Source organism: Methylorubrum sp. POS3 (genome assembly GCF_043352485.1).
GTDB lineage: Bacteria > Pseudomonadota > Alphaproteobacteria > Rhizobiales > Beijerinckiaceae > Methylobacterium > Methylobacterium suomiense.
On record NZ_JAPRBT010000001.1, the window covers coordinates 3,738,410 to 3,758,127 of the forward strand.

Consider the following 19,718-nt stretch of genomic DNA (forward strand, 5'->3'; position numbering starts at 1 on the left):
AGCCCCGGAACTACCGAGCCCTCGTCCACTTCGCCTGCGGGATCATCGCCGCTCAACAAGCCCTACCGGGATAGGTTCTTAGGATCTACCTTCTATTCACTCCCATGAGCACCATGACTAAGTGCTTGGGGTTTATGAGGTTTCCCCCACAATCGAGGTTTGCCCGGCACCACCCACAAGGACCCCCGAGAGGGTACTTTTTAGCGCTGAATTTTTTGTCCCTGGAGCTTGTCCCTGGGGGCCGCCGGGAAAGGCGTTTTTAAGTTCAGGACATCTAAAAATCAGAAGCAGCAGAGGTGATCCTTACGCCTCGTAAGCCGGCAGTCTCTGGAGGATGGTGATCAGGCGCAGGAGGTACGCTTCCGTGCAATTAATTGCACGAGAAGGCACTTTCCACGGGAATGCTTAAGCCAACGGTCTCGGAAAGCGTTTCAGCATGTACCTGCGCGCTTAACCACCGGCACACGAGTGGGTGAACCCTCCGTGGTACGGGCCTCTGAAAAATCTGAAATTCGATAAATGCGATTAACGGGCCCGTGAGGGCAGTTGAGGCGATGTACGCTGTCTGGTGGCGGGACAGGTACTGTCGGCCGCTCTTGGGCCTTCTGAGTCAATTCTAGGGGTTATCCTCGGACCGCCCTGTACCCTTTCAGCGGCAAACTTCCAGGAACACCCCGTCGACCTTTTTCGCCCCGAGGATCGCGGACGCGCTCATCCCGAGCTTGGCCTTAATCGCGGTCTTGGCCGGCGAGGGGGCTTTGGGGGTGTTCTTCTTCGGGGTCAATTTCGGGCACTCCTCGGCCGGCGCGTTGTCACTCTTTTTCGGGACAGATTGATCCCCTGGATACGTCCCACCCTCTTTGCCCGAAATCCCGCTAGAGGAGGGGAAATCCGCATCTAAGAACTCTGGAGGGTTATCGTTAGATAACCCGTAAGGGTTCTTAGAAACCATACCCCCATTGTGTACTAGGTGTTGGGCATTTTCGACCAACACGGGGTCTCCCGAAACCGGCTCATTCCGGGGGGCGAAAAAGGCCAATCCCCGGGGCAAGATCCGGTAATGCAGCACGGGGCCTACGGTTCCGAAACGGTGTTGGCTCGTCTCCACGAGCTGCTTGGCCTTCAGCTTCTCCAGCGCGCGCCGGCACAGCGTGGGCGACATGCGGCATTCGCGCTCAAGTTGGGCCCGCGGCTTCGCCCGCCACTCGACGCCCTTGAACACACGGGTGCCCCGGCGCCACCAGTAGGTCAGGCGCTCGAAGACGATGGCCGCGAGGTGGTCCTCGCATAGGTCGTAGCAGCGCGCGAAGGGGCTGTCGGAGGGGGTCATGGCGTCTCGGTCGGGATGGGGACGGCAAAAAGCCCCCGCGGGAACCCGCGAGAGCTTGCGTAGGAGCCTTCAGGACGGCCGTTCGGCCTCAACAATTAATTGCGCGGTAAGCGGCAACCCTTAGTAGAGGCGCTCTACTAATGCCCTCGGATGCTTCAATGACACGCGCTCTGCTGTTTCCCGAGGGCTTGGCGAGTGAACCCCTGATCCTCACTCGAGCCATGGCTTCCGCGGAAGCTTTCGGCCGGGAGCACCAGCTCCAGCGGCTTGCCTATGAGCATCCCGATGTCATCCCAATCGAGGAGATTGATCCCGGTGCAGGGGCTGTTGCCCCCCTCTGCCGCGAACTCACGCTGCGTGGCCAAACCGGGCCTGTCTTCCTCGATATGTTGGGGGTCACCCGCCGCGGGCGCCTCGTGCTCGTAGAGTGCAAGCTCTGGCGCAATCCGCAGGCGCGGCGAGAGGTGATCGGGCAGGTGCTCGAATATGCCGGCCTGATGCGCAGGCTAAGCTACGGCGACCTCTCCGCCCTCGTGGCCACACGCATCGGCCGACAGGCCTCGAACCTGCTTTGGGAACTCGCCCGCGATCGGCTGAGCCTCACCGATGAGGCGGCATTCGTTGATGCCGTCAGTGACAGCTTGAGCGCTGGCGCATTCGACCTCGTGGTGCTCGGGGACGGCATCCGCTCGGAGATTGAGGCCGTTCGCGGTTTCCTTGAAGCCGCTGCCGGTTTGCGGTCGCGCCTCGCCCTGGTCGAAGTTGCGGCGTGGACCAATCCATCCGGGCAGATCCTCCTTACGCCCCAAATCGCTCTGCGAACGAAGGTGATCGAGCAGCAAGCTCTCCCCTACACCGCCAGTCCTCTTCCTACAGTGGCTGCGGCTCCGGTCTCACGGGACATGCCGCGTGAAGCCCTTGCACCCTCGGCGGCTCCCACGGCTTCAGCGAACCGGCAATTCTGGGATCACTTTATCGCCAAGGCTAAGTTCTCACATCCCGACCAGCCGCCCCCGAGCCATGGAGGTAACAACTGGGTGCGCCTCGCTCTGCCGTCCGCGAGTATGACGCTCTACCGTGAAAAAGGCCCCCAGGGCCCTAGCAGCCGATGCGGCATGTTCCTCAGGCTACGGGGCGAAGCTGGCCGGGCCGCTTACGACACTTTGTGTGCGGAACTGCCGGACATCGAGGCTGAAACCGGAATGCGTATCGGAGCTTCCTGGAAGGATGACGTGGACAGCGGAACCATGAGCGTGGACGCCCTCGTGTCGACTGACGAAGAGGCTCAGCTCGCATGGTTGGCGCAGACGAGCGATCGGCTCGTATCAGCCTTTCGACCGCGTCTATCCGCTCTCGGCTAGAGACCAGCTTCGTCTCCAGGGTGCCTGATAGGGCGTGGCAGCACGAGCATTACCCTCGTGCAATTAATTGCACGGTCTAGGTAATCAGTGTGCGGGGCCATATGCATAAAGGTTACGCACAGGCGCCCCGCGTGGTCCAAAAAGTCCGGTGCAAAACTCGATTTTGGAAGAGCGCGAAATCAGTTATGTTACTTGAGGATCACAAGCGTCGCGTTGCACGCCTTCTCCGCGGAGAGCGCAAGATTGACGACCTTCATCGTCTCTTCTCCGACCTCCGTTTGCATCGGCCGGGTCGCACAAGTGTTCAGGAAATTGGACACTTCGCCGCCCACCGCGATGAAAGGGATACAGGCATCACCTTAGAGCGTGCCAACAACATCCAGGTTAGTACCAAGCTCTGGTATTCCCAGTTAAATGGGGTCAAACCAACCGCTGAACATTTGGAACAAGCGGGACGCGCTAATCTCAAAATTATGCCGGATCAGCGAATAAGAGAGCAATTCGGTATTTCACGCCAGACAGCTGAGCAATCTTTTAACAAAGCTATCAGAAAATTCAGAGAAAATAGACCACTTAAGGAAAGAGAGATTCATCTACTAAAAGTATTTGGCCTTAGCTTGATGTGGCAGTTTGCATTTAACGATAAAACTCTTTGGCGTGATTTTGTGGATCTACTTGTAAAAGAAGGATCGCTAGAGGAGGATAGTAGTCTCGCTTTTGAGCCCGTCTCAATTTTTTTGAGCCTTTATGCATTGAACATCATGCATGGTGCACGATTAAAGATGGCTGATGGGAAGATGACACGACTCAGGCTTGCTGCATCCGAAGAAGGGGACTTTCTACGCATTAAGGCTGAAATCCCCGTTAGTGAGGTCCCGAAGCCGATCTCAATTAGCGTTTCAATGTTTGAAACTGCTCTGAAAGCTGAACAATACTGCGATCGTAAGCTCTTGACTATAGTTGATGATGTGATACCGGCGGAGATTGAGGGGAGTAGGCTGGTCGCGCTTGCCTAGGCTAGTCCAGTAGCCTGGAACTAAATGAGTCTTTTACCTAGACCATTTGCCATCGCTCCACCGCAATCCTGCGTCGCCACATCCGCAAGGGCGAACTGTTCGCCTGCAACGTCATTGCTGACGTGAGCCTATGATTTTAGTTAGCACACGTAATTCAAAATAATTTTCCTATATTATCAGGGGAACTACTAGCTTCCCATACTCCAACCCCCACCGCTGTTGTCATAAAAATCTTTAACTTTTATATCTAGGCCTAATTGCATAACCTCGTTAATTCGCATCAAATTTCCTCCAATTAAATCATGAAGTTCTTTAAGACCGCCTCTAATAAGATTTTCAGATAAAATATCAATGTTATTCAAAAGATCTACCACTTCGGATTGCAAAAATCTCTTCAATCGGGCTCCAGACAGTCCAAATTCACCGAGAAAAATTTCTACATCTTCTTTATTTATTTCTTCGAATAATTTGGCTTTTCCGATCGAAAAGGACAGTTCATGAGAAACTGTCCGGTCGAGCTTAGTTGGAACCATATCGTAAAACGGTGCGAGTGAAGGGGACCTACCACCTGTGTAAAGTAGCGCATAATTTTTTGCGTGGTTATCTGTATTTCCAACGACAAGATTGAATATTGCTGATCTTATAAACAAAAATGTTGATACAATTGGATCGGACGTCTTGCTAAGTAGTCTAGAAATATTCTTAGATTTGTAGCATCTATCAGCAGATCCATATTTCTCATATTTCATGGTAGCTGGTAAACCGAGAGCTTGGGCAAAGTCTTCCTGATGTAGTCTATGGATATATCCATCTTGGTCAATAAATCTGTCAAATCTTTCAATGAGAATTCCTGTGACGCCGTCGATTTCAACTACTTCTGGAATAGCCGTTGGCATGCCACACCTTGCAGCCATTAGAGCTAGAGCGAATTCAAGCCTAGCTTCTCGAGCCTGATTGCGACGTGGAACTTTTAGTATGTGAGTTGTTGGTACTTGGCGTCCTTCCTTGGGAAGAGCATACTGACCGTTAGGTAGCACTGTAATTGCAATCTTTCTCTGAACCCCAGCAATAGGTGAAGGGTCCCTCAAAACAGTCGGCAAGGGGTCGCGATCCGCTAATCGGTTCACAATTTCTGATAAGATGGTAACCGAGAGAGGCTCATAATCTTCTCTGAGCAATCCTGGTACTTTTAACGGACCAGAACCAGCGGGTAGACAAGATATTGCTCCTGGACAATCGGCTCCTAAATGGTACAAAATGCCAACTACGTCGTTCCGTTCCAAACCCTCCCGATCGATAACCGTTTGTAACTGATCATTTTCTTGAAGAAGATTTGAGAAAAAATTTCTTGTCACTTGATCGGGGTACGGCTCACTAGACAATGGCAAAGCAAGAGAAATTGGCGTGGTTCCATAAGAATAGTATTCTTCCGAATAAATAAAACTACAATTTAGATTTTCGTCTCTCACAAGATAGCCAATAAGATCTACAAAACCATCGATATATATTTCTAGAACTAGGCTAGACATTTTTATATCTACCTGTACATCGCGTATAGATCTATACCAGCGGCTGAGCAAACCTCTATTACTTTACCTAGTTCAAGTGTGTTTTTTCCATTTTCTAATTCTGAGATAAATCGCCTGCCGACGCCACATAAATCAGCGAACCGCTGTTGATTCATCCCCATAGACTCTCTGGCATTTCGCACCAAAAAACCTAGTTTATTCACAGTGCTGATATGCTTACTAGGCTCAATCGCTCTGGACGACTGAGTATTGTGAGCCAAATTAGAATTTTCTTGCTGAATATTATGGATCTGTCGCGCATTGGTATTATGCTCGCTAGAAGTGATCTGCCCCGTAGGAGTGACTTGGCTTTCGGATAAAGGAGCAATGCTAAACCTTGCACGACTATCTAATTGGAATTTACTTGCGGCGGATCCTGAATTAATCGAGTGAGCCAAATCAACGTTCTTTTGGGTTGCCTCTGTTAGCAAATTTGAATTTATAGAATTAGCCGAGATAGCGCCTTGTTGCGTTATACGGACTGTTTCTAATAGAGGATTTGAGCATATGTCCTGGTTAATTGTATGAGCTGATATTTTACACGATGGAATTGTTTGGGAAGATATGTTTGAATTAACAGAAATTCTGGCTGATTTGATTGCTTCCCTGAGTGCCTCTGCACTTATAGTACCTGTAGAAATATCTACTGCATTCACGACGCCGCGCGCAAGCGCGCGGGCGAGGACGCGCGCATCAATCTGCGAGCTGGCCGCTTGAAATTCGACACTCTCAACGTGGTGCTTCAGCCTCTTGCACGATAGCAAATTCGAAGAGCGGACATCTGACTCTTTTTTCATAAAACAGAACTGCGTGTTGATACCGATCGGGTGCATATATGCGATTTCAGGCGTTTCAGCAAGCGAATGCACCCGATCGGTATCATGACAGAGACGATTTATGCTCCTGCTCGGGAGCGATCTAATTAGGTTCGCTCCCGATCGGGAGCAATGTTGGGTGGGTCTTGGACACGCGCGCTAACCTGGTCTGCTCATCCGCAATAACATTTCCAGGCCTTAGGGTGCTGCTCTCTTGCTCTCCACTGCTGGCTTCGACGCCTTTCTTCGCCGCTCCTAACTCTCCCCCTCGACATTGCCGATGTCGCCGTCATCCACGAGGGCCTTCGGCTGACGAACCGGCGCAGCAAAGACGGTTAGGAGGGGGAGGGATAGCGTCGGCAGGCGCGCTTCACGCTGGCCGTCGAGATCCCAAAGTGCGTGGCCGTAGCCGCGATGGTGGCACCATGCTCCTGACGCCACGTGGCCACGGAGAAGTCATCGATCGTTTTCTTCAGCCCGAGTGCCATGCCTTCGGCTTTCGCACGCTGAATGCCGGCCAGCTGCCGAGCCTTGCTGTTAGCACGTTCCAGCTCGGCCACGGCAGCCAGCATCGTAAGCATGGCCTTGCCGATCGGGGTGGAGAGATCGAAGCCTTCGCGTAGGCTAACGATCGCCACGCCCTTCGCTTGAAGCGCTTCTACGGTTGCGAGAACATCGAGGGTGTTACGCCCGAGACGGTCGATGGCACCGACGATTAGGGTGTCACTCCTGCGGACGTACTTGAACAGGTCCGAGAAGCCCGGTCGCTCCAGGGCACGCACGGCCCCGGATACGCCCTCATCGGCGAACCACTCCTCAACCTTGTGGCGCTGCTCGATGCTGTGCCGCTGAGCCTCGACGCTCTGGTCGCCCGTGCTGACCCTGACGTACCCAATTGTCGACATCCTGCCCGTCTTGGCTCAAAGGGTGGCTCAAGACATGACCGGTGGCTCAGAACAAATCAACGCTTTTGACCCATCTCTGAAGGCTTTGCTGCACCCTAGCTCACAGGGTGTACCTTCTGATCCAATCAGCAGTCCTGGTAATTGATCCAAAAGGACGCGAGTGAACCTCTTTTGAATGCCGATCAAAATTACAATAATCCGAGAAATATCTCTTATTCAGTGATGTCCTACCATATTGAGGAAGATGTTATTGACAGACCAAAAAAGGATTATTTATTACATTTTCTGGATTTTAGGCGTCAGTTATCAATACCCGGTAATTGCTTCGAAAAACCCATGTAATACAGCTCAGGGTTAGCGCAATCCGCTAGGGCAGGGTCGACCAGCTTCATACGGTTGCCGATGCCGTTCATGTTCCTCACGTAAGCGCGTGTCGTGTAGCGAGCAGGCTCATTACGCTCCGGACGCCAGGTGAACCGTACGCAGACCACGTCACCAACGCCCGGCAGGTTCCGGACGGGTTTGGTGATCCCTTGGGACGAAATTAGGTATCTGCAGCAGATAGGTAGGAAGTTGAACCGCACGTCCTCCACGATTGACAGGATCTCGAATTCATCGAGCGGTTCGGGGGCTGCCTGGGCGTTGGTAACAGCAATTAGAAACGCAACGGCTATGGCGCAAGTACGCACGTGTCTTCCTCGATCCTTCAGCAGCGTGTGTTTCAGAGTGCATTTTGGGCGCCGCTTTGCCCCCTGGCATTCCGCAATCAATTGCACGTTCAAGTGAAGCTAGTCCTATCTGATCCGCCGGCCATCCTCAGGCACAGCGGATAGGTCGACGCTGTATCCCTTTGCGGCGAGGGCTTCGAGGACGAGATACTTCACGGTCACGCGCCGATTGAGCGCTTCCTGTCGTAGGGCCGTCCAGACCGCGTCTGGGACTTCGAACTTGAGAGCAGTCCCTTTCACAGGGGCAATGGGGGCTTTGGGTGCTTGGGCAATTGGCAGAGGCGTTTCCGGAGGCTCGGCTCGTGTCTGGGGTGCGGACGATGGGCGCGTGAACCCAAGATCTCCTGTTGCCGCTGCAAGCTGATGCGCCTCTTCCGCGGAGGTGCGAGGACGTGGGCGAGGGGCAGGCTGAAAGGTGGGCTTCATCGGTTCGCTCACGCTGCCTCTATCTGCTGAGACGCCAGAACCTCTAGGAGTTCACCGAGAGTGCCGGCGACCTCGTTAAGGGCCTTTGGGTCCCCGTCAGGGTGCGCCGGGGTCGCCCCGGTGAAATGGATGGCTTGGTAGGCCGCACGCTGGATAATCTCGGTCTTTAGTACCGGAATGCTCGCGCTCTGGATCTCGTGGCGTGCGTGCTGCGCGACGCGGCTCTGGAGGGGTGACATCTGAGTCAGCACCACCCGAGCCGGGATCGAGCGTCTGAGCATCTTCTCAGCGCGTTGGACCACCTCGTAGGTCCGGAACACCTCCTGGAGGTCCATGCCCGATACCTTGCTCGGGATGACCACGAGATCGCTCTCAGCGATCGCGTATGTGACCGACTGCGAAGCCGCACCCTCAAGATCGACGAACACGAGGGAGTACCGGCAGGCCGCATCGGCGATCCGGTCCAACACCGTCTTCTCGGTGACATCGGCGATCACGTCGACGCCGCAATCTTCGCCGGCCCGCTCGCGCCACGAGGCGACGTGCCCGTTCGGATCGGCATCGATGATCGCCACGCTCCCGCCCTGCCGCGCGAAGGCATCAGCCAGACAGATCACGAGGGTCGTTTTCCCGACCCCGCCCTTCGTCGAGCAAACGGAGATAACCGCCATTGCCCTAGCTCCCACTTGCGCGACAGCCCGCGCGCCCGAATGAGATGATGGGCTGAAGGTCAATAGGCCCTTAACCCGTACGCCCCAACTGGCAAATGCCCCTTTGGGTTCTTGGCCATCTGGCCCAAAGCCCGATTGGCCAACGGTAGAGGAGGGTATCGGATTAAAAGGGCATCTGGGCAAGGGAGCAGAAGACCAGGCGCATATGGGTCGAAACTCGTGCCTACGATCGAATGAGTTTCTGTGTCTGCTGTGGGTGCCCACTACATCGTCCGACCCGTCCATGGTGTGGAGGATGTACCTCGTTGACACAATTAGTGATTTTCCGCGCGCGCCCTTCTGCCGTTCCTGAGAGGCTGGCGCCGATGGAGTCAGTGGACCGTGCGTAAGCGCTCAGAAAAAGTCTGCCTTTCAAGAAAGTACCGGACATTCAAAAGCTCAGTCCGAGCTAAGCCGTATTGCAATTAATTGCGCAAATTACAGAAGACTGCTTATGTGCAGCCCGTTATTTTAAAATTCTACAGAAATCAATCTGATTTTGCGGAATTTGCACGTTCGATCGGGGCTTGCGATCGAAGCGTTGCCGACGCATGGTGACCCATACGGCCGAGTCAGTTGGCCGATCGAGAGGTAGCTAGAAACACGAAACCCGCCACGAGGGCGGGAGACATGCCGGCCGAGGCCGGGGACAGATGATCGATTGGCGTCATCATCTTCCCCGAAATCGCTGCTCCTGACAAGAGGAAAACACCCGTTTTCCTCCACGGCGGAGCTTTGCCTGCACGCATCCGCGCTCCTTGCGGCTGGTCTTGCGATCAGGGGTGCGGAGCTATGTTTGCAGACCATCTGCGGACCGCCATCGAGGCGGCACCGCGTATCACCCTGTCCGCTGTCGCGGCGCAGCTCTGGCGCGCCTATGGCGAGGGACAGGTGACAGAGGCCGAGGCCGAAGTCCTGTCCGGCCTGATCGAAGCGCGGCAGGCTGATCCCCCGTCGCCTGCCAAGTCACGGATCTCCGTAGGGTCCAGGCCGCGCACGGATGCATCGATGGAGCGCCGCCGCCGCTGGGCGGCTTCCGGGCGACTCCCGCCGGCCCTGGCCGCGCGGTTCACCCTCGCCGAGCAGTCGGTTCTCTCTCTCATTGCCAACGAGATCGTACGCCGGAAGGATTGCCGTCTGCCTGTGGGTGGAATGGCCGCCATCGCAGGCGTATCTGAGACCACCGTGCGCAACGCGATCCGCGAGGCAGGGAAACTTGGAATGCTCACGGTCGAGGAGCGCCGTCTCACCGGCTGGCGCAACGACACCAACATCATTCGAATTGTCTCGGTCGAGTGGGTTGCTTGGCTGCGGCTTACCCGCAGGCGGAAGTCTGAAGATGGTGCTGTGACGGATGCTCTCCCGAAGGGGGGAGGGTGCAAATCCGCGAAGGGCACGCTTACTAAAGTTCTAGATCTGTGGATTCCGAGGGCAACGGAGCCGTCGCGAGGGCTGCCGAAGGGCAGCGGGCGACCTCAGACGAGGCGAACCAAGCAGAATCGTGGAGCCCGGTAGGCCGGGCCGAGCCATGAGGCGGGTGCAAACCGCAGTTCGGTAAGACGGACGGAAGGAAGGCTCCTCACTCGGAGGCCAACGCTCACGCCTACAGCGTGTGTGGGCGATGCCGGCTGGCTGAGCGCCCGCGATTTCTGCGCAATTAATTGCGCGCCTGATGCCCACCGCCGGGAGCTATCAGGGACCGCTCTCGACCCAACCCGGCCATTCGAGATATATTCGCCCGTCCCCTGAAGCAGACGGCAGCAGGCCCCACATATGAGCCACGCTGCGTCCGCCCTTCAGCGTCGCTTGGATCGCCCGGCTTCCGAAAGCGCGACCGCGACCAAGATACCGCCAAGCGCGAGCCCAACCGTAAGGCGGGGGTGCATGTACGCCGTGGTGGCGAGCGCGGTCTCGTGCGGATAGCGGGTCGAGGTGCGGCGTGCCAGTAGATGATCGTAGAGCTGTGTGAAGGCCTGGTCGATCGCGCGGGTCTCGACAAGCGTACGATCTAAAAGTTTGGCGGCTTTGGCGTGTCCGAGCGAGTGTGCAGCGCTACGTAGCGTCCCATACCGGGCGATATAGAAATGCGCCGCGACCTGACCGTACTCAATGTTAATGAGATCGCGGTCGGCGGCGTTCCTGTGTTTGGCTATTTCTGCTTCGTTGAGATCACAAATACCCTGCATCGCTAGATCTTTTCTGGGATCGGGCCTGATGCCGATCAGATCAAATACTTCGTCCAACCGCTTCTGCTGAACGATATTCTGCTTGGATCCCGCCTCCAGCATCTGTTTGAGCTTTGGCAGCGTCGACGTCTTGTCGTTGCGTGCCGCCTGTGCCGCCCCCTGCCGATGCGCTTCGTGGAGCAGATGTAACCCGTCCTCGAAAAGTCGCCGGTTCCCTGACATCGTTTAATGCCTCGTGTTCGCCGTTCTTGGCTCAATGTCTGTTTGGCAGACCTGACCACTCGAGCCGTTCGGTTGATGCGAGTGACCACAATGGCCAACGCGGCGAGCGAACGCCGGGTCCAACTCAGGATCTCTTCGGCTTTGCGAGTGGTAGTCCGGGCTTGCGGAGTTCACTCAGGATCGAACTTTCCAACTATCTGGAAGGGTTGTGAATGGCTCTGGGTGCGAGGTCCGTTTTGCAACAGGATCTACCCCGCAGCGGACCGTCAGCAATCCGCCCTCGGCGACACGCGGGATGTCCGCTTTCGGGCAGCGGGGTAGGGACCGCTTCCCACCCTTTGCAGTCTCTCATCCTAGTAGGCTGACCGGCTGGCGCCCGGCGTCGAGCCCCCATGTCTCGATACGGCCGAGCCCGGTTCGGGATCGTTCCCTTGCGAAGCGTGTGCGTTGGCACGTCACGCCGGCAAACCGATCCCCACATCAAGGTCACGCAAGACGATGAAGCCCAGGATGACCCGGGCACGCTGCGTTGAGGAGATGTGAGATCACCATGATGACCCGTGTTGCCGCCGCCATCACCGCCATTGCTCTTGGCGTTGCTGCTCCGGCCTCGTCCGCTCTGGCCTTCGGCTACGACGCTCCTGGGGGGCGCTACGTGTCGACCATGCCCTACGATGTGACGACGACGGGCTCGATCAACAGCTCCGATGGCCCCCTCTACGATCGCTGCCCGATGAGTTCGGCAGCCGAGGGTAACGCCAACCAGCAGCACTTCCCGACTAAGCAGTACGGTCAGGTCTCTGGCGGCTACCGCTGTTAATTGGCGGCTGAGAGATGGAAGGTCGTATTCTGAAGGTGTTCTCCTACGGTATGATCGGGGTCTTCGTGAGCGGCGTCGCCATGACCGTGGTGGGCTCGGCCAACGTACTGCTCGGCCTCTGAGACTGACAGTCTGATAATCCTACGGCGGGGCGTAAGCTCCGCCGTCTTCGTATGTGCACCTCTGGGCGTTTCGGGGCGAGGGATCAGTCTGCGCAATTAATTGCGGATTAACCCAGCGCTCGTGGTCCACTCAGGCGGATCGCCTACGGGTGACAAGCGGGACGGTGAGGCTTAGGCAAGAGCTTCGCTATTGCCCGTCCCACGATCCCCACCATGCCGATCCGGCGCGAGCACCGCTTCTTCTATCCGATCGACTGGCGCGAGCTGTCGGTGGTGATCCGGTTCGGCCGAGCCAAGGGTCGGTGTGAGAACTGCCGGCGCCCCCATGGCCGGACAGTGTTCTGCCTAGGTGACGGTCGGTGGTGGGACGAGGACGCCTCGTCCTGGCGGGACGGCGCCGGCGGGATCGTCTGTCATGCGATTGGCGCTGATGACGTGCTCGCGACTGTTCGAACGACGCGGGTGGTGCTCGCCACTGCGCACCGGAACCACGATACGGCCGACAACACGCCTGCCAACCTCGCGGCCTGGTGCCAGCGCTGCCACATGCTCCACGACCGCCCGGAGCACGTTCGACGACGCTGGCTCACCATGTTCCGGCGGAAGGCCTTGGGTGACCTGTTTCGTGGTCCCTACGGCTGAGAGGACGCGCCGGCCGCGCACAAACGGGGCGCACGTGGCAGCCGGCGCGCTCGCGCACGGGAGCCCGATGGCTCGACCGCCGCGATAGGGAACGGATGTCGCCGCAGCAGACCAACAGCCCCCTGAACACGAGCAGACATCGAAACAAGAACGGCCACGGGAGCCAGAGCGGAGATGCGCGTACATCCGGCGTCACCCCAACTCGGCATCGTGGCCGCGTCCGATCGAGCGACAGGGTCGCGATCGGCATGTTCGTGAGATGGGGATGCTACCCATCGCGATCAATAAGCGGCCCCGCCGCTCGATCTGCTCACGAGCTGGCGGGGCGGTGTCATGTCCACACGACGAAGAGCCGATACGCAACGTAGCTCCCCATCAACATGGCGGGGATGGGTTAGCTGGGGATCAACCGTGCCCTCGCCTGCATGTCCCGTTTCTACCGAACTGGCCTCCGGCTGGCGGGCGCCGAGAGGGTGATCGAAAGGAGTGGCCCGGGCATCCTGAAGCTCCCGCAATTAATTGCGGAAGGTGCTCGGCTCACCGTGCCTCGGCGCATTGGCGGAAGCGCATATCACTTCCGGTAGGGGCGAATGACCGGTTGCCCGCCTCTGTTCGGTAATAGAATGGGCAGCACACCGGCCAAGCCAAAGCGCTCTCGTACTCTTAGGGCATCAGCGTCGCCCGATCCTCAGGCGGTAGCTCCCGGAGCAAGGCATCCGCCCGCCGGACGACCCGGAGGAACCAGCCGTTTTCGCAACAGGCAAGGAGGTGCTGGCCCTCCATCAGGGTGTCGAGAGCCAAGCATGTCGTCAGAAGATTCGATAGTTCCTCAGGCGTCGCATCGTCGAGTGCGTAAGGATCATCTTCGGCTTCAAGCGCGTGCGCGCGTGCAGTCTCGCCCCAACCCTCCAGCTCGGTCTTGCGGATCCAGCGGTGGGTGTGCAGCTCGCGGACAAACTGCTCGCCACGTTGGGTAAGCATCACATACTCGTTCAGGCCCTCATCCAGGGGTTCAACCCAACGGCCCAGTGCGAAGCCCGGACGTCTGAAATCCGGCAGGTAAGCAGCCAGCATCTCCAGTGCGTCGCCGAGCGTCACGGTGGCAGGCACGTCAACGGAGAAGGGCTCGTAGTTCGATGTCCACATTTGGGGCCTCGTAACGATGAGATGCTGGAGGGTTCTGACAGGCGACGAACAAGAGGCCGCACAGGAGTGCGACCGAGTGAGTGAGCTTCATGAGGTGGACGAGCCCGAAGCTGTCGCTGGAACTGCGACGTGCATTACGAGTCCCGTGTCAAAAATCGTACGACAAAGGCGGATAATCCGCAATGGTATGGCGGATTATAGAAAAAGACGTACTGATGATCTCTGCTGCGAAGCGTTGTGATGCCCTACCCGTCTTGCTCGGAGAGCAGGATGGACGGGCTTCGAAGGCGGTTTGGGACGCAGGTCGCCGCATTCAGACGGCGCAGAGGTTTGACGCAGGACGGTCTAGCGGCCGCGGCCGAACTCAGCGTCGATATGATCTCGAAGATCGAGCGCGGAAGCACGGGTGTGCATTTCCCCGTGATCGAGCGCTTGGCAGCAGCACTCGATGTTGATCCGGGTGAGCTATTTTTGGCGCCTGGTGGTGTGAGCGCGCGCGAAGGTGGACCGTTGACCGAACTCGCCCAGAGCTTGGCGCCTCTGTCGGATGCCGAGCTTCGCTGGGTGAAGGGCATCCTCGACGCTATTCTGAAGCCGAGGACGTAGCACGCAATTAATTGCACAAGGCGTGCTTAAGCCCACGGCGTCGTACGACGTGGTTGGGCGATTACAGCCGGTGCATCAGCGAGATGGGCGTAAACGAGGGCCGATTCCCTTACCAGCGCGGCGGGCCCCCGCGTCCAACCGGAAGCGGTCGAAGCTCCCGAGTACGCTTCCTGTTACAAAGCTTCAGAGAGGGGCTTGCCCCACACTTTATGAACGCAGTATGGCGACGATTGAGAAATCGTATTTCTTGCTCGTAATTCGGCGCAAAATAAGATCGTAAGAAATATGAAGAGAATATTTTATATTGTTGTGTCAACGCTGATTATTCTCCCTACGTATGAATTTAAAAAAGACTCTCTCGGTTTTTGGTTTGTGTTGGCCTTCTGGGCGGCGTCGGTTGTAGTGTGCGTCCTTACTTTGCTTGAAGGCCGGACATCGACAACGGCCACGCCAGATCCTGAAGCCGCACAACGCATAGAAAATCTTCGTATCAAGCTAGAGCAGGATAAAATAGCGTCATTAACTGACCTTGTGCAGGAGCATGCATCGACACTGGCGCGGAAGCATATGATTTCTGTCAAAAAAGATGATTATGGTATCGAAGATCGGTCGGCTTGGACCGCCGAAGTGGACTACTTTATAAACAAGGTTGTGACGCCCAAACTTGGACAATTGGACCCGAATCACCGTCAGCTGCTGATCGGTCTTATCAATGAAGCAGCTTCAGCAGGGGCAGATAAATTTCGTGCCGCACGACAAGTCGAATGTCTAACACCGCTTGAATTTGAGCTGTGGTGTTCTCAGGTTCTTAAAGAACTGGGATGGCAGGTTCGAACGACAAAAACTACAGGTGACCAGGGCGCCGATATTGTCGCCGAGAAGGATGGGAAAAGCTTGGTCATACAATGCAAGCTCTACTCAGCTCCGGTGGGAAACAAGGCGGTTCAAGAAGCATACTCAGCGCAAAGGCATTATGCAGCCCGCGCGTCGGCCGTTGTAACGAATGCCGGCTTCACGCGCTCCGCACAGGAACTGGCTGCGTCGACCGGCGTCATTCTGATGCATCACAGCCAGCTGGAGACGGTCGACGACCTGCTTGTAGAGTACGGCTTTAGCCAGTCGAAACGCTCGTACTTGCCGAGCGCAGCGGTGAGGGAGGACAGCCCGCATCCAAACCTTACGGACCTCGCGGCGCGGATTGCCGCGGCGAAATCGCGGTTAAGGTGAGCCGTCGTATCTGCCGCCGAGGCTGGTCTTGTCTGCGACCGAGTTTCTAGCGACAGGCAGTTCAGCCCTCATGCCGTCGATTGGCTTGAGCAATTAATTGCGCAGTCTGAGCAGCGCCGAACCGAGTGCGGCAGCTGAGGGGTGGGTGGTCTAGCCGGAGAAGACGGGGCCCAGCTTCAATTCGCGGGCGCGCGGCCGGCGGGCGGGGCGCTCTCGGGTCGGGGAGGGGGCTTGGGATGTCCCTTCACTTAGGGGGCATCATCCCAGATTGGAGGACCCTCAGGGGGAGCCTCTGTATCAACCTATTGTGTACCTAGGTGAGCACCATAGTTAAGTGATTGGGGTTTATGATGTTTCCCCCACAATCGAGGTTTGCCGGTCAACACCCACGAGACCCTCGAAATGGGGGTGTTTTTCGCCCCCTCCCGCGTGTCCTGAAATCGTGTCCTGGGAGCCCTCGTTGTGCGTGGCCCTGCATCGGCAGCGCAGGGGAATGCCTCAGGACGATTTGGCGGGTGCGACCGACCTGAGGCGAGTGTCGTATCGGCGCGAGCGTATCGCAGTGCCGTCATCCATAACGGCGTGCTTGATGCCGGAACGCACTTGCTGCCGAAGCCGTTCGGGATCGACCAAATGGCGGAGAAGCTGCGCGTCGTCCTCGACGGTTGACGGATCCGGTGGCCCTGACGAACGCCCCTGAAGCCCGAGGATGGGAGTGGACTTGAGCTACTTACCCATCGTCCTGAAGGCGTTCGCGGTGATGCTGATCGCGGCGACCTTGCTTCCCCTCGTCCCGACGAACCTCGGCTCCGTCCGCACACTCGATTTCCCTCGGCTCCAGTTCGCGATCGCGCTGCTCGCCTGCATCGTCGGGCTTCTGTCGCTCGAACGTGATGCCGGCGCACTGATCCTAGCCGCAACGATGGCAGGCGCCCTTGTCATGCAGGCGAGCCATATCCTGCCGTTCACCCCGATCTGGGCCACTCAGGCGAAGGCCGCTCGATCGTGTGATTCCGGCAAGCGGATAAGCCTTCTCGTCCTCAACGTCCTCCAATCGAACCGGGACTACGGCGCAGCCCTAGAACTCGTCGCTTCGAGGTCACCCGACCTCGTTCTGCTGCTGGAGACGGACAAGGGCTGGCGAGAGGCGATGGCTCCTCTGCGGGAGCGATACCCCGAACGGGTCGAGCAGCCGCAGGACAACACCTACGGCCTCCTATTTTACTCACGCTTCCCGCTCCGCGATCCCACGGTCCGGTACCTGCTACAGGAGGATGTCCCCTCGCTCCGCACGGCGATCGTCCTGCCCGATGGCGAGGCCATAACCTTCCACGGATTGCATCCGCGTCCTCCCCATCCCGGGCATAGCAGCGCGCCGCGGGACGCTGAACTCGTGATGGTCGCGCGCGAGGTCGCCGAGACGAGGGGCCCGACGATCGTGGCGGGCGACCTGAACGACGTGGCTTGGTCGCGTACCAATGCGCTTTTCCAGAACATCAGCGGGTTGCTCGACCCCCGTCAGGGACGCGGTCTGTTCTCCACCTTCCACGCGCGGTATCCGTTCGCGCGCTGGCCCCTCGACCACGTGTTCTACAGCGAGCATTTTCTGCTCAGCGGCATGGAGCGCTTGAGTAACGTGGGATCCGACCATTTCCCGATCTGGGTTGAAGTGTGTCGGGCTCCGTATGCCCCGGCCAAGCAGGAGACGCCCGAGGCGACGACAGAGGATTATCGCGACGCTCGAGAGGCGATCGAGGCGGTACGGTGACAGCTGTGGGTGGCAGTTTTGACCTTTCCCATGACGGTGCAAAGGCGGATGCACGAGGCCTACGGTGAGTGAAGGGCACCCTCGACGCCATCCTGAGGCCGAGGACGTAGCGCGCAATTAATTGCGCAAGGTGATGCCCACCGCCACGAGCTACTGGGGCCCGCTTACAACGCCTTGCCGAGTCTCGGAAGGTCAGCTTCCCGATCGCTTGGTGGGCAATGATTTACGACCGGAACGGATCAGTTTCGGCCTTGGAACTCGGTGAACCGTGCGCTGAGCCGTTCGCGATCCGGTTGATCGGCACGACGGCCGGGGAGGCGGATCGTCCGTCCTGCCATCGCCTTGATGCCTTGCTCCAGCATCGGACCGTCGTCGATCGCCAGGAGTTGCGGGCTGACGTGTACCCGGAAGTCCGGGTCGATGCCGATGAGGTGCGCATCGAAGGCGGCGTGGTGCACCTTGGATAGGGGCAGGCCATTTGGCACGATCGGCTGACCGAACGCTTCGTCATGGTCGGGTGCGATGTGCGCGGCGTCGAGAAGGCGCGGCTCCGGAAGCCCCGTGATCGCGCATCGCCCCCCATAGGCCGCCAGCACCGCCTCTCGGAACGTGGCTTGATGCAGGCGCTGTCGTACCAGCCGCAGGCCGTAGCGCCGCTCCGCCGCTGTCGGCATGTCCCGGGAGCGCTCACCGTGCACGATCTCAGACACGCTGCCTGGCATCCCGAATGCGAGCCGCGCCGTCAACGCGTCCCCCGACCAGTCGACGACGAAAGTCGGGTACACCAACGTATAGCGCCCCGGTGCCACCCCGAGGAAGTACAGGATCGGCACTGCCTCCCGCATCGCCTCGCGGAGGTGACGGTTCTCCGGCATGTCGGGGCCGCCGACCATAAAGGCGTAATCCACCAACTCATCGCCGGCCAGGATCTGGCGATGAACCTGGCGCTGGTCGTCGTACCAGATCTTGCGGCCCGTGCTCGGGAAGACCGTGCGCACGGTGAGCAGGTAGCGCATCAGTCGCGGGCGGAAGATGCCGCGCTGGGGGTTGATCAGCGGCACGCGCTCACCTGCGTAGGCGAAGCCAGCCGCGAGATCATCCGACGTGAGCACACCCGCGACCGCACGGCGGCGGAGCTGCTCGACAGCGGCCGCACGCATCGCCGCGTCGGTGAGCGCGTCGGCCGTCATCCGCGATAGCGCTCCTCGCGGTGCCAGCGCAGCGCGTCGGGCGAAGGTACGCTTCCGCGCGGCAAACGAACCGATGTCCCGTGCAGGTCGTAGTAGTGACGACCATTGTCGAAGTCGGCCTTCAGCCGGGTGCTGACCTCGAACCGGTGATCCGGCGAGACGGTGACGTAACCGAGGTCGAACAGCCGGTGGATATCGGTGCGTAGGAGCAGGCCGTTGGCGAGATCGTGCGCACCGCCATCGGCGAAGGCGCGTATGTGGGCGGCATCGAGGATTGGTAGCGTCCGCTCGCCCGTGACGGCACAGCGCCGCTCGTAGCTGTCCGTCACCGTGAGCCGGAAAGCTCCTTGACCGAGACGTGGCCGCACCAGGACGGGAGGGCCGTAGCGAGGTAGCTTCACGGCAGGTGATGCCGCCTCGGACGCCGAACCCGAGGAGAGGCGCTCAGTCACAGCCTCCCAGAGCGCGCGTCCCTCGGGTTCGTCGGTGCGGTAGCCCTTGCCCTGCACGATGGCCTTGGCGAAGCTCGCCGGAGCCGGCATCCACTGCTCGCGAGGCCAGAAGAACGGCTGTGTCAGGATGCGGCAGCCGATCGTCGGATCGCTGCGGGGGTCGAGGGGGCTCGCCTCACGCCGATAGCGTGCGATCCGCCGCCGCATTTCGGCGAGGCTGGTTGCGCCGTTGCGGGTCGCGAAGGCGTCCCAGGCAAGCGACAGCGGTGCGAGCGAGCCGTGAGAGAAAACACCCCCGCCGACAATGAAGTCGTCGGGTGCGTGCAGCTTGAACAGCAGAAGTTCACCCGGCTGCAAGGCGCGGAAGGTGAAGCGGCCACTCGGCTGCCAGAAGTTTACTTCGTCCGGCGCCTGTCTGGACAGCGCGTCGAACCAGTCTCGGTCGGTGATCGCGACGAACAGGCGAACCATCGGTTGA

Annotated in this window: 18 protein-coding genes; 8 read left to right on the plus strand and 10 right to left on the minus strand. The window is 58.4% G+C overall.

What is annotated here, in order from left to right; genetic code table 11:
• Positions 1-649: 649 nt before the first annotated feature.
• Positions 650-1,330 (minus strand): hypothetical protein, encoded by a 681-nt coding sequence (locus OWC43_RS17295; protein WP_393957562.1) that lies wholly within the window; start codon positions 1,328-1,330, stop codon positions 650-652.
• A gap of 158 nt (positions 1,331-1,488) precedes the next feature.
• On the opposite strand from OWC43_RS17295, the gene OWC43_RS17300 reads away from it, so the two are divergent.
• Positions 1,489-2,691, plus strand: coding sequence for a hypothetical protein (locus tag OWC43_RS17300; protein WP_393957563.1), 1,203 nt, complete (start codon positions 1,489-1,491; stop codon positions 2,689-2,691).
• A gap of 185 nt (positions 2,692-2,876) precedes the next feature.
• Complete coding sequence (locus OWC43_RS17305) at positions 2,877-3,707, plus strand: hypothetical protein (RefSeq protein ID WP_393957565.1); 831 nt, start codon at positions 2,877-2,879, stop codon at positions 3,705-3,707.
• Positions 3,708-3,895: 188 nt separating this feature from the next.
• Here the strand turns inward: OWC43_RS17305 and OWC43_RS17310 are convergent, their stop codons facing one another.
• The 5 genes from OWC43_RS17310 to OWC43_RS17330 all read right to left on the minus strand — a co-directional run bounded on the left by OWC43_RS17310 (position 3,896) and on the right by OWC43_RS17330 (position 8,820).
• On the minus strand, positions 3,896-5,236 hold the full coding sequence (locus tag OWC43_RS17310; protein ID WP_393957566.1) for a type II toxin-antitoxin system HipA family toxin: 1,341 nt from the start codon (positions 5,234-5,236) through the stop codon (positions 3,896-3,898).
• 8 nt (positions 5,237-5,244) lie between these two features.
• The gene (locus tag OWC43_RS17315) at positions 5,245-6,144 is read right to left on the minus strand and encodes a helix-turn-helix transcriptional regulator (RefSeq protein WP_393957567.1); all 900 of its coding nucleotides are present in this window, start codon (positions 6,142-6,144) and stop codon (positions 5,245-5,247) included.
• A gap of 281 nt (positions 6,145-6,425) precedes the next feature.
• The gene (locus OWC43_RS17320) at positions 6,426-6,995 is read right to left on the minus strand and encodes a recombinase family protein (protein WP_393957569.1); all 570 of its coding nucleotides are present in this window, start codon (positions 6,993-6,995) and stop codon (positions 6,426-6,428) included.
• Between the two features lie 299 nt (positions 6,996-7,294).
• Complete coding sequence (locus OWC43_RS17325) at positions 7,295-7,777, minus strand: hypothetical protein (RefSeq protein ID WP_393957570.1); 483 nt, start codon at positions 7,775-7,777, stop codon at positions 7,295-7,297.
• 380 nt (positions 7,778-8,157) lie between these two features.
• Entirely contained in the window at positions 8,158-8,820 is a 663-nt protein-coding gene (locus OWC43_RS17330) for an AAA family ATPase (protein ID WP_393957571.1), read from the minus strand.
• Between the two features lie 831 nt (positions 8,821-9,651).
• On the opposite strand from OWC43_RS17330, the gene OWC43_RS17335 reads away from it, so the two are divergent.
• Positions 9,652-10,374 carry a helix-turn-helix domain-containing protein gene (locus OWC43_RS17335; protein ID WP_393957572.1) on the plus strand — a complete coding sequence of 241 codons (723 nt, stop codon included), beginning with the start codon at positions 9,652-9,654 and terminating at the stop codon, positions 10,372-10,374.
• Positions 10,375-10,655: 281 nt separating this feature from the next.
• Here OWC43_RS17335 and OWC43_RS17340 read toward each other — a convergent pair whose 3' ends face one another.
• Positions 10,656-11,267 carry a DUF892 family protein gene (locus tag OWC43_RS17340; RefSeq protein WP_393957573.1) on the minus strand — a complete coding sequence of 204 codons (612 nt, stop codon included), beginning with the start codon at positions 11,265-11,267 and terminating at the stop codon, positions 10,656-10,658.
• 550 nt (positions 11,268-11,817) lie between these two features.
• Between OWC43_RS17340 and OWC43_RS17345 the strand changes: the two genes are divergently transcribed.
• Entirely contained in the window at positions 11,818-12,087 is a 270-nt protein-coding gene (locus tag OWC43_RS17345) for a hypothetical protein (protein ID WP_393957574.1), read from the plus strand.
• A 335-nt stretch (positions 12,088-12,422) separates the two neighbouring features.
• Positions 12,423-12,851 carry a hypothetical protein gene (locus OWC43_RS17350; protein ID WP_393957576.1) on the plus strand — a complete coding sequence of 143 codons (429 nt, stop codon included), beginning with the start codon at positions 12,423-12,425 and terminating at the stop codon, positions 12,849-12,851.
• Positions 12,852-13,514: 663 nt separating this feature from the next.
• On the opposite strand, the gene OWC43_RS17355 is transcribed toward OWC43_RS17350, so the two are convergent.
• Positions 13,515-13,997, minus strand: a complete 483-nt coding sequence (locus tag OWC43_RS17355; RefSeq protein WP_393957577.1) for a DUF6508 domain-containing protein — start codon at positions 13,995-13,997, stop codon at positions 13,515-13,517.
• A gap of 270 nt (positions 13,998-14,267) precedes the next feature.
• Here OWC43_RS17355 and OWC43_RS17360 point away from each other — a divergent pair, with 270 nt between their 5' ends.
• The 3 genes from OWC43_RS17360 to OWC43_RS17370 all read left to right on the plus strand — a co-directional run bounded on the left by OWC43_RS17360 (position 14,268) and on the right by OWC43_RS17370 (position 17,598).
• The gene (locus OWC43_RS17360; protein WP_393957578.1) at positions 14,268-14,603 is read left to right on the plus strand and encodes a helix-turn-helix domain-containing protein; all 336 of its coding nucleotides are present in this window, start codon (positions 14,268-14,270) and stop codon (positions 14,601-14,603) included.
• Between the two features lie 285 nt (positions 14,604-14,888).
• On the plus strand, positions 14,889-15,830 hold the full coding sequence (locus tag OWC43_RS17365) for a restriction endonuclease (RefSeq protein WP_393957580.1): 942 nt from the start codon (positions 14,889-14,891) through the stop codon (positions 15,828-15,830).
• Positions 15,831-16,539: 709 nt separating this feature from the next.
• The gene (locus OWC43_RS17370) at positions 16,540-17,598 is read left to right on the plus strand and encodes an endonuclease/exonuclease/phosphatase family protein (protein WP_393957581.1); all 1,059 of its coding nucleotides are present in this window, start codon (positions 16,540-16,542) and stop codon (positions 17,596-17,598) included.
• 239 nt (positions 17,599-17,837) lie between these two features.
• Here OWC43_RS17370 and OWC43_RS17375 read toward each other — a convergent pair whose 3' ends face one another.
• Together OWC43_RS17375 and OWC43_RS17380 are read right to left on the minus strand one after the other, a co-directional pair.
• Complete coding sequence (locus tag OWC43_RS17375; RefSeq protein ID WP_393957582.1) at positions 17,838-18,788, minus strand: HNH endonuclease; 951 nt, start codon at positions 18,786-18,788, stop codon at positions 17,838-17,840.
• A complete protein-coding gene (locus OWC43_RS17380; RefSeq protein WP_393957583.1) occupies positions 18,785-19,711 on the minus strand; it encodes an HNH endonuclease in 927 nt (308 codons plus the stop codon). The genes OWC43_RS17375 and OWC43_RS17380 overlap by 4 nt, the downstream gene beginning before the upstream one ends.
• Between the last annotated feature and the right edge of the window lie 7 nt (positions 19,712-19,718).